Source organism: Pseudomonas sp. PsB, assembly GCF_043658375.1.
GTDB classification, from domain to species: Bacteria; Pseudomonadota; Gammaproteobacteria; order Pseudomonadales; family Pseudomonadaceae; genus Aquipseudomonas; species Aquipseudomonas putida_Z.
Map to the genome: position 1 here is coordinate 54,387 of NZ_JBIGLU010000019.1, position 15,650 is coordinate 70,036.

General features: G+C 62.1%; 20 protein-coding genes and 1 pseudogene. All 21 read left to right on the forward strand.

Annotated elements, in window-relative coordinates; all coding sequences use genetic code 11:
- Positions 1 to 83: 83 nt before the first annotated feature.
- The 21 genes and pseudogenes from ACGLHT_RS20695 to ACGLHT_RS20795 all read left to right on the forward strand — a co-directional run bounded on the left by ACGLHT_RS20695 (position 84) and on the right by ACGLHT_RS20795 (position 15,645).
- Positions 84 to 395 (forward strand): hypothetical protein, encoded by a 312-nt coding sequence (locus tag ACGLHT_RS20695; protein WP_016711287.1) that lies wholly within the window; start codon positions 84 to 86, stop codon positions 393 to 395.
- Complete coding sequence (locus ACGLHT_RS20700; RefSeq protein ID WP_274120641.1) at positions 395 to 664, forward strand: hypothetical protein; 270 nt, start codon at positions 395 to 397, stop codon at positions 662 to 664. The genes ACGLHT_RS20695 and ACGLHT_RS20700 overlap by 1 nt, the downstream gene beginning before the upstream one ends.
- A gap of 55 nt (positions 665 to 719) precedes the next feature.
- Complete coding sequence (locus ACGLHT_RS20705; RefSeq protein ID WP_103302214.1) at positions 720 to 950, forward strand: hypothetical protein; 231 nt, start codon at positions 720 to 722, stop codon at positions 948 to 950.
- A 229-nt stretch (positions 951 to 1,179) separates the two neighbouring features.
- Positions 1,180 to 1,470, forward strand: coding sequence for a hypothetical protein (locus ACGLHT_RS20710; protein WP_238211053.1), 291 nt, complete (start codon positions 1,180 to 1,182; stop codon positions 1,468 to 1,470).
- A 62-nt stretch (positions 1,471 to 1,532) separates the two neighbouring features.
- Positions 1,533 to 2,154, forward strand: a pseudogene (locus ACGLHT_RS20715) (putative metallopeptidase).
- A 31-nt stretch (positions 2,155 to 2,185) separates the two neighbouring features.
- Positions 2,186 to 2,662: a DUF2280 domain-containing protein gene (locus ACGLHT_RS20720; RefSeq protein ID WP_102082722.1), complete on the forward strand. Its 477-nt coding sequence runs from the start codon at positions 2,186 to 2,188 to the stop codon at positions 2,660 to 2,662.
- Complete coding sequence (locus tag ACGLHT_RS20725; RefSeq protein ID WP_274120640.1) at positions 2,637 to 3,956, forward strand: terminase; 1,320 nt, start codon at positions 2,637 to 2,639, stop codon at positions 3,954 to 3,956. The genes ACGLHT_RS20720 and ACGLHT_RS20725 overlap by 26 nt, the downstream gene beginning before the upstream one ends.
- Positions 3,957 to 3,958: 2 nt before the next feature.
- On the forward strand, positions 3,959 to 5,365 hold the full coding sequence (locus ACGLHT_RS20730; protein WP_274120639.1) for a DUF4055 domain-containing protein: 1,407 nt from the start codon (positions 3,959 to 3,961) through the stop codon (positions 5,363 to 5,365).
- Positions 5,365 to 6,441 (forward strand): hypothetical protein, encoded by a 1,077-nt coding sequence (locus ACGLHT_RS20735; RefSeq protein ID WP_274120638.1) that lies wholly within the window; start codon positions 5,365 to 5,367, stop codon positions 6,439 to 6,441. Before ACGLHT_RS20730 ends, ACGLHT_RS20735 begins: the two co-directional genes overlap by 1 nt.
- Before the next feature lie 151 nt (positions 6,442 to 6,592).
- Complete coding sequence (locus ACGLHT_RS20740) at positions 6,593 to 7,339, forward strand: DUF6651 domain-containing protein (protein WP_274120637.1); 747 nt, start codon at positions 6,593 to 6,595, stop codon at positions 7,337 to 7,339.
- Between the two features lie 9 nt (positions 7,340 to 7,348).
- Positions 7,349 to 8,317, forward strand: coding sequence for a major capsid protein (locus tag ACGLHT_RS20745; RefSeq protein WP_013972416.1), 969 nt, complete (start codon positions 7,349 to 7,351; stop codon positions 8,315 to 8,317).
- A gap of 41 nt (positions 8,318 to 8,358) precedes the next feature.
- Positions 8,359 to 8,655 (forward strand): hypothetical protein, encoded by a 297-nt coding sequence (locus ACGLHT_RS20750; RefSeq protein ID WP_274120636.1) that lies wholly within the window; start codon positions 8,359 to 8,361, stop codon positions 8,653 to 8,655.
- Positions 8,655 to 9,026 (forward strand): hypothetical protein, encoded by a 372-nt coding sequence (locus tag ACGLHT_RS20755; protein ID WP_274120635.1) that lies wholly within the window; start codon positions 8,655 to 8,657, stop codon positions 9,024 to 9,026. The genes ACGLHT_RS20750 and ACGLHT_RS20755 overlap by 1 nt, the downstream gene beginning before the upstream one ends.
- Before the next feature lies 1 nt (position 9,027).
- Positions 9,028 to 9,411, forward strand: a complete 384-nt coding sequence (locus tag ACGLHT_RS20760; protein WP_274120634.1) for a glutamate 5-kinase — start codon at positions 9,028 to 9,030, stop codon at positions 9,409 to 9,411.
- 2 nt (positions 9,412 to 9,413) lie between these two features.
- Positions 9,414 to 9,800, forward strand: a complete 387-nt coding sequence (locus ACGLHT_RS20765) for a hypothetical protein (protein ID WP_102059648.1) — start codon at positions 9,414 to 9,416, stop codon at positions 9,798 to 9,800.
- Positions 9,797 to 10,204: a phage tail terminator-like protein gene (locus tag ACGLHT_RS20770; RefSeq protein ID WP_274120632.1), complete on the forward strand. Its 408-nt coding sequence runs from the start codon at positions 9,797 to 9,799 to the stop codon at positions 10,202 to 10,204. Before ACGLHT_RS20765 ends, ACGLHT_RS20770 begins: the two co-directional genes overlap by 4 nt.
- 61 nt (positions 10,205 to 10,265) lie before the next feature.
- Complete coding sequence (locus tag ACGLHT_RS20775; protein ID WP_274120631.1) at positions 10,266 to 11,435, forward strand: phage tail tube protein; 1,170 nt, start codon at positions 10,266 to 10,268, stop codon at positions 11,433 to 11,435.
- A 57-nt stretch (positions 11,436 to 11,492) separates the two neighbouring features.
- Positions 11,493 to 11,978, forward strand: coding sequence for a hypothetical protein (locus ACGLHT_RS20780; protein ID WP_274120630.1), 486 nt, complete (start codon positions 11,493 to 11,495; stop codon positions 11,976 to 11,978).
- Positions 11,979 to 12,085: 107 nt separating this feature from the next.
- Positions 12,086 to 12,340 carry a hypothetical protein gene (locus ACGLHT_RS20785; RefSeq protein ID WP_274120629.1) on the forward strand — a complete coding sequence of 85 codons (255 nt, stop codon included), beginning with the start codon at positions 12,086 to 12,088 and terminating at the stop codon, positions 12,338 to 12,340.
- Positions 12,341 to 12,387: 47 nt separating this feature from the next.
- On the forward strand, positions 12,388 to 12,699 hold the full coding sequence (locus ACGLHT_RS20790; RefSeq protein WP_232905814.1) for a hypothetical protein: 312 nt from the start codon (positions 12,388 to 12,390) through the stop codon (positions 12,697 to 12,699).
- 42 nt (positions 12,700 to 12,741) lie between these two features.
- Positions 12,742 to 15,645, forward strand: coding sequence for a phage tail length tape measure family protein (locus ACGLHT_RS20795; protein WP_274120628.1), 2,904 nt, complete (start codon positions 12,742 to 12,744; stop codon positions 15,643 to 15,645).
- Positions 15,646 to 15,650: the final 5 nt, after the last annotated feature.

The following is a 15,650-nucleotide window of genomic DNA, read 5'->3' on the forward strand; positions in this document are numbered from 1 at the left end:
CGCAGCCATGGTTTTACTCTCATCGCACTTGCCCGGTCCCTCAATAGGGCCTCACCCCGGGCCTTTTCTTCTAGGAACCATTCATGGCCGAACCAGCAAGCACGACTGCCGGCGTCCTGCTGGTGAAGTACGGCGTGATAATTGGTGGCTTCGCGGGGGCGATCCTCTCGCTGACCTTCCTGCGCGGCCTCACCCGGGGCCAGGCGGTCGCCGCCTTCTTCACCGGCTTCGCTTCAGCAGTCTTCTGCACCCCGCTCGCCATCAGCTACTTCAGCCTTGGCACAAGCGGGGAAACCCAATACGGCGTGGCCTTCCTGATAGGCCTTCTGGCAATGAACATCATCCCGGTGCTGAAGTCGCTCGTGGGTCAGTTCGGAGCCAAGGGAGCTACCTGATGAGCTCGACCCTGATGTCAGTCCTGATAGGCACCAATGCCTTCCTGAGCGTGCTGGTGGTGATCGCTGCGTGCGACTACCTGCGGCGGATCAAGCCGATGGATGCGCCACTGCTGGCCGTCGCGTTCTACCTGGTGGCCATCGGCGCGTTCGGCGCCTTCGTCCTGGCCATGAACGGCCATGTGCCCACCCTGTACGGTGTGATCCTCAAAGCTGGGGTCGTCTTGTACGCAGTCGCCCGGCGAGGACATGTGTTCCAGCCGGGGTAGGGCGCCACAAATTCGAGATGCGCCGTTTCGTGGCGCGACAGCCTGAGGATCATCCATGGACAACCAGCACAAGAAAATCACCGGCTACCGCGACCTCACCCAGAGCGAGATCGACGGCATGAACTCGATCAAGGCCCTGGAGGCCGATGCCGGCGAGCTGTTCAAGCAGATCGGCCAGATCGAAGGTGTTGACCCGCGGCTGCTGGCCCTGGCAAAGACCAACCTGCAGCAGGGCTTCATGTGGTTCGTGCGCTCGATTGCCAAGCCAGTCGATCCTTTCAGTTGATGACTGCTCTCCTCGCTATCTCTACGGTTTACCGTTGAGCAAGGGCAAGAACGTCTTGGCCGACCTAGATGGCGCAATCGTGCACGCACAACGCACAACGAGACGATTCGCATACGGGAGAAGTGATTGTTTTTTTCGGTGGTGTGGGCTTTGAGTGTTTAGTTATTGTCTCTTGCCGATGTATTATTGCCACCACAGAAACCATAGGAGTGAGCGAGCCTGGCAGAACATGACCTGCACCGCGGCACCTGTAGTAACGGTGATCGGGAACAACGCCCCAGTAGCCATTACCCAGACCAATGTCAGTAAATGCGACAACCAGGCCGGGGATTCGATTTCCCCTAACGAAACCAAACAAACATCACCTACCGAAATCCCAGGAGGGACGAAGATGAAAAAAAGCACCCTAGGAATCAAATCGTTAGCTCAAAAAGCTCGAAATGTGACTGCAGGCTTTGTGATGCTGGGCTCGTTACTGGATGTGGCTGGGGTACATTCCGCTCAATCCTATGGTTTTTGATTCAGCACCTCTCCTGCCTAGCTAACTCGCATCTAGGCTCTTCAGAAATATTGGGTATGTCCATGAAGCGGCCATATCCTCCTTCAAAACTGCTGGAAACCTAATCTGCCCGGCTTTGGCATCCGCCTGACGTCAGCTCCTGATGTATGGGATTGGATTAAGGCTGAGGTCCTGGCGGATACCGGCAGCATCCATAACCCAGAGCATGCCCACTTAATCGACGCCAACATTGGCGTGCTGTGGGCATCGACGGGATTCGCCAAACAGGGGCGGGTCGTCCTTGGCCAGGCTGAGCAGCTGATGTTCCGCGCTGGCGGGTGGCAGAAGGCCCGGCAAGAGCAGCAGATGCGGGAGTGGTTCGGTGAGGAGCCGGCCTACCTCATCACCCTGGCGGCCGACTACTGTGCCCAGTGCACCGATGCCGAGTTCTGTGCCTTGGTCGAGCACGAGCTTTACCACATTGCCCAGGCGACCGATGAGTACGGCGCTCCCAAGTTCACCCAGGACGGCATGCCCAAGCTCTACCTTCGTGGACATGACGTCGAGGAGTTCGTCGGCGTGGTGAGGCGCTACGGCGCGAGCGAAGAAGTACAGCAGCTGATCGAAGCTGCAAGCCGACCACCAGAGGTGGCCAAGATCAACATTTCGAGGGCCTGCGGAACCTGCCTACTCAAGTCGGCCTGATTTTTGACAGGTTTTGACGGATGACAAACCCATGGCAGCACTACGAAGCGAGGTCAAAGCCTTCATTGTTCAGGCTCTGGCCTGCTTCGATTCACCCAGCCAGGTGGTGGAGGCCGTCAAGAAGGAATTCGGGGTCGAGGTGAGTCGCCAGCAGTGCGAGTCGCATGATCCCACCAAGTATGCAGGCAGGGGCCTGGCCCAAAAGTGGGCTGACCTTTTTCACGAATGCCGAAAGCGCTTTCGGGAAGAGACCGCAGACATCCCAATCGCCAACCGGGCGTACCGTCTGCGCGGTCTTGGGCGGATGGCCGAGAAGGCCGAGAGCATGCGAAACCTGGCCCTGACCGCTCAGCTATACGAGCAGGCGGCCAAGGAGTGCGGCGACATGTACGTCAACCGCAAGATTGAACCCGACAAGCCCCTGGGCTCCCAGGCGGACCAGCAGCACGCTGTTGCTGAGTACAGGCTGGAGCCAGACGAGAATGTCCCCGCTACCCCGTACCTATGAGGCGCCGGTCAAACTGACGCCGAAGCAGGCGAACATCTACGTGTGGGGCTTCCAGCGTAATGCCCGCTTCCGCGATGCGGTCTGTGGTCGGCGGTTCGGCAAGACCTTCCTCGGAAAGGCAGAGATGCGCCGCGCGGCCCGGCTCGCTGCGGAGTGGGGCGTGAGCGTCGAGGATGAGATCTGGTACGCAGCTCCGACGCAGAAGCAGGCCCGCCGGGTGTTCTGGCGCCGGCTGAAGCAGGCCATCCCGCGAGAATGGCGTGAGTGCAAGCCGAACGAGTCGGACATGCTGATCACGCTCAAGAGCGGCCACCTGATCCGGTGCGTTGGCTTGGAGAATTACGACGACCTGCGCGGCTCAGGCCTGTTCTTCGTGCTGGTGGACGAATGGGCGGACTGCAAGTGGGCTGCGTGGGAGGAAGTCCTGCGACCTATGCTGTCCACCTGCGAGTACGTCGTGCCCGGTGTTGGCAAGTGCAAGGGTGGTCATGCGCTGCGCATCGGCACCCCCAAGGGCTTCAATCACTGCTTCGACACATACCGCGACGGCCAGGTAGGTGGCGAGCCAGACCACAAGAGCTGGCTCTATACCTCACTGCAGGGCGGTAATGTTCCGGCTGAGGAGCTAGACGCGGCGCGCCGCAAGATGGACCCGCGCACATTCCGGCAGGAGTACGAGGCCAGCTTCGAGAACTACGCCGGGGTCGTCTACTACACCTTCAGCCGAAGCGAGAGCCGCACCAGCGAGCGAATCAAGCCTGGCGAGGCCCTGCACATCGGCATGGACTTCAACGTCATGAAGATGGCCGCGGTGGTCTATGTCGTCCGCGACGGCCTGCCTTTGGCCCTTGATGAGTTCCACTCGGTTCGTGACACGCCGGAGATGATCGAGAAGATCAAGGCGCGTTTCCCAGGGCACGGCATAGCGGTCTATCCCGACGCAAGTGGCCAGAACACCAGTAGCAAGAACGCCAGCGAGTCGGACCTGTCCTTGCTGCGCAAAGCTGGATTCACGGTGATCGTGGACACGCAGAACCCCAGCGTCAAAGACCGGGTGAACTCGGTCAATGCCGTGCTGCTGAACGGCTACGGCGAGCGCCGATTGAAGGTCAACATCGACCAATGCCCGCAGCTGACGCTGTGCCTGGAGCGGCAGACCTACGACAAGCATGGCGACCCGGACAAAGACCCCAAGAAGGGGCACGACCACATGAATGACGCCGCCGGCTACTTCATCGCCAAGCGATACCCGATCAACGTGGCGACGACCACAAGCCAATCCCTGAGAATGTGACCATGAGCGATAACCCGAGCATCACGCTGCCCGCTGTCGACGCGATGCGCGCCTACTGGGCCGTGATCTCGCCGCTTATGGGCGGGACAATGGCGATGCGTGTAGCGGGCAAAACTTTGCTCCCGCAGTACCCGGCCGAAGACGACGAGGCCTACAAAGAGCGCCTGCGCCTGTCGACCCTGCTGCCGGCGTATTCCGAGACGGTCGGCAACATGACCTCTCGCGTGTTCGCCGAGCCGCTGCAGGTAGGCGACGATGTGCCCGAGGTCATTGTCGAGATGACCAAGGATATCGACCACGCTGGAAATGACCTCAACTCTTGGGCGGTCGGGTTCTTCACCGAGGGGCTGAGCCACGGTCTTTGCCACGCCTTCGTCGATCACCCGCCTGCGGGCGACCTTAAAACCCAGGCAGACGAGCAGGCCGCCGGTGTGCGCCCGTACGTTGTGATGGTGAGGCCTGAGCAGGTGCTGGGTTGGCGCTCCAAGGGCGGCGTGCTGACCATGATCCGCTACATCGAGGTGGTCGAGGAGGAGGATGGGGAGTTCGGCGCCAAGTGCGTCGAGCAAATTCGCGTGCTGGAGCCGGGCGCCTGGCGAACCTATCGCAGGTCGGCCAAGGCCGTACGGGGCAAGCAGGCCGCAGCCGGCGGTACCTGGGAGCTGCACGAGGAAGGCACCAATAGCCTGACCGCGATTCCATGGGTCACCTTTTACACCGGCCGCACCGGCTTCATGACGGCCAAGCCGCCGCTGATTGAGTTGGCGCACCTGAACGTGAAGCACTGGCAGAGCCAGAGCGACCAGGACAACATTCTGCATGTCATTCGCGTGCCGATCCTGGTTCGCATCGGAATCCAGACCCAGTACGACAACCAAGGGAAGGTGGTCCCGCCAGAGTTCAAGGTGGGCACCGGCCAACTGACCGACCTCCCCAAGGACGGTGACCTCAAGTACGTCGAGCACACCGGCCAAGCCGTCGATGCGGGTCGCACCGCGCTGCAGGACCTGATCAACGAGATGCGCATGGCCGGGGCCAAGCTGCTGACACCGGACAAGACGGCCACCAAGACCGCCACCCAGGCGGAGGAGGAGGCGGCGCAGGAGCTTTCCCCGCTGGCGCGCATGGCGCACCACTTCGCCGACTGCCTGGCGCAGCTGCTCCAGTTCATGGCCGATTACCGCGGCTTGGGCGAGGGCGGCAGCGTCGAGATGCGCGGCAATTTCGATGTCGACTACATGCCGGAGGTGTCGCTGCCGACGCTGGTCACCATGGCGAACGCCGGGATGATCAGCAAGGAGACGCTATTCACCGAGATGCAGCGGCGCGGAGTTATCAGCGACGAATACGACTGGGAAGAGGAACTGGCGAAGATTGAGGCCCAGGGTCCGTCCCTCGGTACGCTGTGATGAAGACGGCCAACGAGAAGCTACTGGACGAGCTAATCGGCCATGAGGTTGACCTGTCCAGACTGAGCAACAGCCAGGTCGTGGCGATCATCAGGGTCCTGAACAGTTCTGACCCTGAGCTGAGGGCGGCGCTCATTGCTGCCATCGACAACCTGGATGCCGGCGCGTCCGTTGCCGCGATCGATGCCGCTCTGGCGCCCGTGCTGCGGATCAACCAATCGACGTTCTTTAGCCTGCAGCAGGCGCTCACAGGCGTCATCGACGGCGTAGCCGGCTACGAGATCGCTTTCCAGGCTGGCGCGCTTACAGCGGCTGTTCCTGAGCTTGTACAGGCGCGATTCCCTGTTGCCGTGGCTCAGTTCAGTCAGGTGCGCGCCATTGCGCTGGCGAGGCCGTTCCAGGGGCGACTACTGAGCGAGTGGATGGCCGGAATTGAGGCTGATCGCGCTGCGTCCATCCGCGATGCCGTGCGTTCTGGCGTGCTAGAAGGCCGCACGACGCCGGAGATCGTCCGGCAGATCATGGGCACCAAGGCGGAAAAGTACGCTGATGGCATCCTGCAGAGGTCTCGCCGGGAGGTCGAGGCGGTTGTCCGGTCAGCAGTGTCCAGCACAGCAGAGACGGCCAGCGACAAGGCGTTCGAGGCCAACAGCGACATCATCAGCCACGTTGAATGGCTGAGCACGCTTGATAACCGGACATCGACGACCTGCCGGATCCGTGACCGCCTGCCGTACACGCTGGGCACGTACCGACCGATCGGGCACAAGGTGCCGTGGCTCGCCGGCCCTGGCCGTATCCACTTCTGCTGCCGCTCGACCAAACTGCCGATCCTCAAAAGCGCCCTAGCGCTGGGGATCAGCGACGCCGCGGCCCGGGCAAGCATGGACGGGCAGGTGCCGCAGCAGACCACGTACGCGCAATGGCTCGCACGCCAGCCTGCCGCCCGTCAGGACGAGATCCTCGGCCCGGAGCGGGGGAAGCTGCTGCGCCAGGACAAGCTTAAGCTGCAGGACTTCTACAACGACAAGGGCAAGTTCCTGACGCTCGATGAGCTCCGGGAGCGCCTGTTGTAACCCACGCCACAAATTACCAAAGCGCCATTTCGTGGCGCGCAATTGCAAAGCCTCGCCCAGCGCGGGGCTTTTTCATGCCTGCGGTTCGGATGGACGGGGCGACCTGGGGCCGGATGGCTCACCAACAGGCCGGATGGCCCAGAGAGACGAAATGAAACTCAAGACTGTTGAAGTGGATGGCAAGCAGTACGCAGTGATCGAAGATGGCAAGCCCGTATACACCGATGACGACGGCAAGGACGTCGCTTTCGATGCAGTTGGCACTCGCAACACCATCACCCGGCTGAATGCCGAGGCGAAGTCGCACCGCGAGCGCGCGGACAGCTTCGAGAAAACTGCGAAGGCGTTCGAAGGCATCGAAGATGCTGCGGCCGCCAAGAAAGCCCTGGAGATTGTCGCCAACCTCGACGCCAAGAAGCTGGTGGATGCCGGCGAGATCGAGAAGGTGAAGGGCGAAATCAGCAAGGCCTTCCAAACCCAGCTGGATGAAGCCAACGGAAAGGCGCAGGCCTTCGAGCAGCAGCTGTATGCCGAGAAGATCGGCGGCAGCTTCGCGCGCTCGCAGTTCATCGCCGAGAAGATGGCTGTTCCCGCTGACATGGTCCAGGCCGCCTTTGGCAGCAACTTCAAGATCGAGGAAGGCAAGGTCGTCGCGTACGACGCCCAGGGCCAGAAGATCTTCAGTCGCGCTCGCCCGGGGGAACTGGCCGACTTCAACGAAGCACTTGAAACCCTCGTCTCGCAGTACCCCCATCGCGACCACATCCTGAAGAGCTCCGGCGCCAATGGCGGCGGCGCGCCGAACGGCGGTGGACAGCACAAAACCACGAAGGGCAACTTCGGTGGCACCAAGGCTGAGCGCCTGGAAGCTATCAAGGGCCTGACCGCAAGCGAATAAGGAGACCCAATGGCCCTTTCGAACATGAAGGTATTCAACGAATACCTCAAGCGCACCACCATCGAGACCCTGGCTCAGGATGTCGAGAAGTTCAACGCATCCTCGGCCGGCGCCATCCGCCTGACTACCCAGGGCATCGACGGCGACTTCCTGCAGGAATCGTTCTGGGCCGGCCTGCACGGCGCCCAGCGTCGTGTCGACCGCTACGCTGCCAACGGCGCCCAGGCTTCCACCCCGCTGGCCCAGAAGCAGTACGACTCGGTGAAGATCGCCGGCGGCTTCGGCCCGATCCTGTGGGAGCCTTCCCAGCTGTCCTGGATCCAGAAAAACCCGGAAGAAGCGCTGGAAGTGATCAGTCGCAACCTGTCCGAAGCCATCATGGCGGACCAGCTGAACACCGCCATCTCGGCCCTGGCCGGCGCCATTGGCAACCAGCCGACCGCCACCAACGACGTTTCGGCGACTGCTGGCGTGACCTACGTCGCGATCAACAACGCCCACGCGCTGTTCGGTGACGCTTCCCAGCGCCTGGTGGCCCAGGTCATGACCGGTGCCATGTACCACAAGCTGGTCGGCCAGAACCTCGCCAACGCCGAGCGTCTGTTCCAGTTCTCCGGCGTGCAGGTGGTCGACATCCTCGGCAAAGCCGTGATCATCACCGACGCCCCTGCGCTGTACGAGGCCGGCACCCCGAACAAGCAGAAGGTGCTCAGCCTGGCCGACGGCGCAGCGGTGGTGATGGATGGCTCCGACCTGATCACCAACATCGAGACCTCCAACGGCAAGGAGCGTATCGAGACCACCATGCAGGCCGACTACACCTTCGGCCTGGGCCTCAAGGGCTACACCTGGGACACCGCCAACGGCGGCAAGTCGCCGACCAACGCCGAACTGTCCACCGGCACCAACTGGGACCTGGTGGCGAACAGCATCAAGGCCTCGGCCGGCGTGCTGACCATCGGTGACGCCACCAAGTAACCGGTACCGCGCCCTCCGGGGCGCCTTCCCAGGAGATCGCCATGAGCGAGAAAGTGATTTACGAGAAACACCCTGTCAGCCCTGAGCGAAAGGCCGAACTGCGTCAGAAGGGCTACAAGATCATCGATGCGCGTTTCGCGCCCGATGGCTACGAGCACCCGGAGCCGCTGAAGGAGACCAAAGGCTCGAAGGCTGGCAAGTCCGCTGCCGACAAGAAGGCTGCCGAAGAAGCCGAACTGAAGGCAAAGCTGCAGGCTGCCCTGAACGAAAAGGGGGTGCAATTCAGCCCTGACGCCAGCCTGGAAGACCTCCAGAAGCTGCTGGACGAGGCCGCGTAATGATCACCTACATCACCGTCGAGCAGGTAGACGCCCTGCTTGGGCCGACCTGGGCGCCCGACGACCAGAAGGCCAGGGCGGTGCTGATGGCCAACACCTGGCTCACCAATCTCGACCTGCCTGAGTTCGATCCGGTACCGGACGACGTCATCCAGGCCGGAGCCGAGATTGCCCGAGAGGCAGCGGCAGGGAACATCTACGGCAGCAAAGAGACCGGCGTGCTGAGCAAGTCGGTCAACGCTGACGGGGTTTCCAGCAGCAAAACCTACTCCGAATCCTCCCGCACCATCAGCGCTGGCGAGTCGTTCGCCCTGGCGCTGCTGGCGCATTACCTGAACAGCAGCGGTCAGACCAAGATCGTGAGGGGCTGATATGGGACTTCGCGACGAACTGCAGGCCGACCTGGCCCAGGCGTTCAATACGGACCTGGCCGATGCGGTGCTTGCCTTCACGGGCGAGTACATGGGTCCAGGCGTGGTTGATCCTGTAACCGAAGAAACCACGGCGCAGCCCATCACTTATTCGGGGCGGGGCGTGCTTTCGCGCTACGAAGACAGCCGGATCGACAACATCAACATCCTGGTCGGTGACCTGCGCCTCACCGCGCTAACCAACGAGGTCACTGATACCCCGGACGTTGGGCACAAGATCACCGCGCCCGACCTGATGGACCGAACCAAACAGGTGGTCTACCTGGTCAAGTCAGTACGCGCAGACCCGGCTTCGGCCACCTACCGATTGCAGCTGAGGAAGTAGCCATGGCCAAGAGCAGGGGATGGAGCACGCCACCAAGCCTGTTCGCCGGCCTGGTCGAAGAGGCTCTGACGCAGCGCGTGCGCGTCATTGCCCTGGCCATGCTCAACGAAATTGTGCTGCGGTCGCCAGTCGACACTGGGCGGTTCCGGGGTAACAACATCGTCAGCGTGGGATCGCCCGTGTACACCAGCAGCGTGAATGTCGATCCAACCGGCTCGGAGACCATCCAGCAGGGCGTCAGGGTGATGACCGGGCTTGAGCCTTACACGCAGGTTTTCATCCAGAACAACCTTATCTATGCGGTTCCGCTTGAAGATGGGCACTCCCAGCAGGCGCCCGCCGGCATCTACGCGGTGTCGTTCAACAGCGTATCGCAGGCCTACTCATGACCTTCGAACAAATCCGGGCCATCGTCACCGGCCGCATGGCGCAGTGGGCGGGAATTCCCGCCGACGCTGTGGACTACCCGAACAACCCCAAGGGCCCGTTCAATCCAGCGGGCAAGCCCATCTGGGCCAGGCTGGCAGATGTGCCAGGGCTGTCCAGCGCTCCCGAGACCGGCATCGGCCCCTGCGTGCGCCGCACCGGCATCATCATGATTCAGCTGTTCGTGCCCAGCTATAAGGGCACCCTCGCTATCACCAGGGCTGCCGACACGCTGGTGCAGCACTTCGAGTTCTACAGCGACCCGACCGGGCCGTTTGAGTGCTACGCAGCCTCGGCCAGCACCATCGGCGATGACGGCCACGGCTGGTACCAGATCAACGTCAGCGCCCCATACCGGGCCTACTGAGCCCGCCACCTGCACCGCCACATGGCGGTTTTTTTACGCCTATCGATAGGAGATATACCCCATGTCCAGTGGTGCAAAGCGCTCTACCGCGTGGATTCGCGAAGTCACCCCGGGGGTAACCCCGCCGGGCCCATGGAACGTACTGACCCGCGTCAGCTTCGGCCTGGTGCCTACCTACAACACCGAAGAGAACAACGAGATCGGCGAAAGCCGGATGTCGCAGGGTACCGCCCAGACGACCGTGGATGTTGGCGGCGATATCGAGACCAAGTTCCGCTACGGAGCCCTGGACGAGTTCCTGGCCTCCTGCTTCGGCGCGAACTGGTCCGGTAATACCCTGACCATGGGCAACGAGCGCATCTCGTTCTCCATCGCCGCCTATGACGCAGACGTTGGTATCGCCGGTATCGCCCGGGGCGCCCAGGTTGACACCATCAACATCGAGGTCCCGAACGACAACGAGATCAGCGTCACCACCACGTTCATGGCCACATCGTGGCAGGACAAGGCCGACAACACTTCCTTCATCGTCAGCCCTGCGCCCGAGGCCAGCCAGCGGCGCTACGGCTTCAAGGATGTGACCGGGCTAAAGATCAACGGCGTTCAGCTGGGTGACGACAACGCGTGCGTTGACACCTTCAACCTGCAGTTCGCCAACAACTCGCAGACCCAGCGCTGTATCGGCAACGGCAACCCGTTCGCCGGCAACATCATTCAGACCACCTTCGTGCCGGGCGGCTCGATCACCCTGAGCTGGTCCAAGACCGCCTACCAGTACTGGAAGGCGCAGCAGACCGGTGACTCGCTCAGCTTCGAGTTCACCCTGAGCAACGCAGATGGCGGCTACACCTTCCTAATCCCCGAGATGGAAGTCAGCGGCGACTGGCCGGACGGCGGGGCCACCGACATCGTCCAGGTGGAACTGAACTACACCGCCCGCCGCGTGCCGCCGACCATTACTCGCCTGCCGGCGCCCATCGTCGTTGCTGCGGTGGAAGTAACCCCGGCCACCCTGAGCCTGGCGGTGGACGAAACCGCAGACCTCGAAGCCGTGGTCACCCCGGTAGGCGCAAGCCAGCTGGTCACCTGGACCTCTTCGGCCCCGGCGATCGCCAGCGTGAGCGCCACCGGCCTGGTAACCGGCCTGGCTGCCGGTACCGCCACCATCACCGCGACCAGCGCCGCAGACGGCACCAAGGCCGACACCTGCGCTGTCACCGTCACCGCTTAACCCTTTGCCCGGCGCGCCCTGCGGTGCGCGTCGGGCCTTTTACCGCAGAGGATTACCATGGGCATCACCATTGCAAAGAAGCCTGAGCTGGACATCAATGGCGAGCGTTGGGTGCACTTCAAGGTCGGCCCGGACGGCCTGGTCGTGAAATGCGAGAAGGGGTCGGACACTGCGTCGATTCTGGTCGCGTCCATCGCCAACCCAATCTACAAGTCGCACCAGGCCGTGATTCGCCGGCACCTCGCCGCGCTGAACCAGCAGGCCGGGGTAGGTACTGCCGGTTTCACCGTCGACTCCATCCCCGATGTCGAGCTCGAAACCGACGATGACCTGTTCATCAACCTGGCTGCCAAGCACCTGATCAAGGACTGGCAGGGCATCGACGTCGAAGAACGTCCTGGCGAGCCAGCCAAGTACACCCCGCAGCTGTGCAAGGCGCTGATCGAGCAGCTGCCCAGCGTCTACTTCCTGGCCCTGCGGACAGCCCTGGACATCGCCAAGCGCATCGAGGAGCAGGCCCAGGCCACCGCGGAAAAGCAGTAGCGGCATATCGCTGGGGTAGGGACTGGGCCGGGCCGGAGAACGAGAAGAAGCGATGGAAATATGAGCGCCTCGGGCTGAAGGCCCAGGAGCCGCCAGAGATCGACGATGTGGTAGCCGAGATCCTTGAGGCCTACGGTCACATCGGCCGGTCCCGGCAGTACGTCGGCATGATGGGAGCTCCGGCCCCGATTGCGCCGGCCGCCATCGCCGAATACCTCGACCGCTACCCCTCGGTGATATGCCGCGAAGAGTTCGATGCCGCCATCTTCGCCCTGGACGACGAATTCCGCAGACGGTGGGATGAGCAGCAGGAGAAAGCGCAGGCTGAATCCGAAGGAAATGGAAGGCCAAGGAAGCGCTGATGGGTGAGCACGTGTGTTAGATTCTGGCCATCTTTATGGAGGAAGCCATGAATCGAACGCTATTGATCGCCGCCTTTATCTGCCTACCTGTTTCAGCCTTTGCCGCAAGCGGCGAAGAGACCTGCAAGAAAATATCTGCCATGGCGGGCAAAGCAATGGAGGCGCGCCAGAACGGCGAGCTACTTGAGGACGCTATGTCATCCGTTGGCGACCATAGCAAATTCTCTGACGCCATGGTGGTAAAGGCGTACACCGCACCTGTAGCGAACAGCTCTGCCGGTAAGAAAAAGCTCGTGTCTGACTTCAGAAACGCGGCCTACGCCGAGTGTTACACGAACATCATCGAGCCAATGAAATAACAGAACCCGCTCCGGCGGGTTTTTTAATCCCCGGAGAAAGGTATGGCGCAGGAATCCCGCCTGGCGGTAACAATCGACTCGCGGGGCGCAAAGCGCAATGCGGACGATCTAACCGGGTCTCTTGAGCGCATGGAGCGCGCTGGCGATGCGGCAGCTGCATCTGCTGATGGCGTGAGCAGCAGCCTTGATGATCAGCGCAAGGAGCTTTCCCAGCTGCTGGGTCAGATCAACCCGACGGTTGCAGCGCTCGGTCGTCTTGACGACATGCAGGAGAAGCTGGCCAAGTTCAAAAAGGCCGGAATCGTCGAGAGCGACACGTTCGTCGAGTACACGCAGCGCATTAACACGATGCGAGATGCCCTTGGTGAGACTGCCGAAGGCATGAACAAGGCGGGCATGTCAGCCAAGGCCTACCAGGCCGCGCTACGTGGGGTCCCTGCACAGTTCACCGACATCGCAGTGAGCCTACAGAGTGGGCAGGCACCGCTGACTGTGCTGCTGCAGCAGGGCGGCCAGCTCAAGGACATGTTCGGCGGCATCGGCCCTGCAGCACAGGCGCTCGGCGCGTACATCCTGGGCCTGGTGAACCCATTCACTGTTGCGGCCGCCGCCGCCGGTGCGCTGGCCCTGGCCTACTACAAAGGGTCCGAGCAATCCGATGCCCTGCGCGACAGCCTGATCCTGACCGGAAACTTCTCGAAAGCCTCCGAGGCCCAGTTGATCGGCCTGGCCGAGTCTGCGGACAAGGTGACAGGAACGTTTGGGCAGGCGGCCGGCGCACTGGCGCAACTCACCGCCGCGAGCGTGAACACTACCGGCAACCTGAATCTCATCACAACGACTGCTGTCGAGATGCAGCGCATCACCGGAAAGGCAGTAGAGGACACGGTCGCCGAGTTCATCAAGCTGGGCAAAGACCCGGTGGCTGGAATCGTCGAACTGGATGAGAAATACCGATTCCTGACCGCGTCGGTGTATGCCCAGATCAAGGCCCTGTCGGATCAGGGTAACGCTGTGGCGGCCGCAGACCTGGCAGAGCGCACCTACGCCGAGGCAATGGGGCAGCGGACGTCCAAGATCCGCGAGAACCTGGGCCTGATCGAACGCGGCTGGCTCAACATCAAGGACGCCACCAACGAGGTTCTTGACGCCTTTGCAAGCATCGGCAGGAAGAGCGTCGAGAGCGAAGGCAAGGCCATCACCCAGCTTCAGCAGAAGATTGCCTACCTGCAGAGCACCCTGGACACGGCCTACGAGGACAACGATGCCCGCGATCGCATCGCCAGCCTTCAGGCTGAGCTCAAGCAGCGTCAGGACATCCAGAAGACCAATGCGGCAACCCTGGAAGAGGAAGAGAAGCGGCGCCGAATTCAGGAGGATGGGCGCAAGGGTCTGCAGGACCTGGATGCAACCTACAAAAGCTCGCTCACGCAGACCCAGCGCCTGAACAAGGAGCTGACAGACCTCGACAAAGCGCGCGCTAAAGCCGTAGCTGCAGGGGTGTTCACCGCTGCAGAGGAAGCGAAATACGCTCAGTCGCGCAAGAACATTGAGAAGGAAATCGCCGACATCAAGGAGCGTGAGGCGAAGAAGAACACGCCGAAAGGCGCCAACAAAGGCGTGTCGGAGGCAGAAACCACATTCGCCCGCCTGTACGGCCAGTATGATCCAGCAGCCCAGGCCGCCCGGGCGCTGACCAAGGAGCAGGGTCAACTCGACCTGGCATTGAGCAAGGGCAAGATCACTCAGGAGGAGTACAGCAAGGCTCTGGCCCAGGCGTCGATCAACTACGCCGCCGCCATCAAGGGAGCCAAAGGCCTGACCCAGGCCGAGGAATACCGGGCGCAGCTGCAAAAACAGCTGGACAATGACCGCGCCCAGTACAGCCTGGATGCAGCCAGTGTTGGCATGGGAGACCTGCAAACGCAGCGCATGCAGCAGCGTGTTCAACTCGAGCAGCAGACCAACGATCGTATCCTGCAACTACGCACCGAAATGGCGAACGCCACGACGGAAAAGCAGCGCCAGGACCTGCAGGCGCAGATCGACCTGACGAACGAGTTTCTCCCGCAGCAACTGGCAGCGCTCCAGGCCGGCTGGGCGCAGATGGACCAGGCCATGCTCAACCCGATCAACGGGTGGACGGCTGCAGTGCAGAACTTCGGCAACCAGGCGCGCGACATCGCCGGGCAAACGCAGTCGATCTTCTCCAGCGCATTCAACACCATCTCGACCGATATCACCGACGCGATTATGAGCGGGCAGCTGTCCATGAGCACGCTTGGCGATATCGCTTCGAACGTGGTGCGCGAGATCATCGCGGGCTTCGTGAAGATGGGCGTGCAGATGGCGCTGAATGCGGCGCTGAACGCCACTCTCGGCACTGCAGCAGCCAGCCAGAGCATGATCCTGGCCGGAACCACGGCCGCGGCCTGGGCGCCGGCTGCGGCGTTTGCCTCCCTAGCAACGCTGGGCGCCAACGCCGTGCCGGCCGATGCAGCCCTGACCTCGACCACTGCCCTGGCGTCCAGCCTGGCCGTGATCCCAGGCTTCGCCATCGGTGGCTACGTCTCAGGCGCCGGTACCGGCACCTCGGACAGCATCATGGCCCGCCTGAGCGACGGCGAGTTCGTGGTGAATGCCGCGGCCACCAAGCGCAACCGGGCGCTGCTGGAGGCGATCAACTCGAACGAGCGGGTCTCCTTCGCCGGCGAAAACATCTCGCTCAACAAGGTGCAGGCCAACGGCCAGGCCCAGCAGCAGGCCGCTCCGGCCAATGTCACCGTCAACCTGATCGAAGACCGCTCCCGAGCCGGAACTGTTGATCAGCGCACCGGAGACGATGGACAGCTGCAGATCGACGCCTTCGTGGCTGACATCTGGGGCGGCGGCGAGCGGGCCCAGGCAATCGAAGCGGCCTACGGGCTCTCGCGCAACCCAACGTAGGTAGA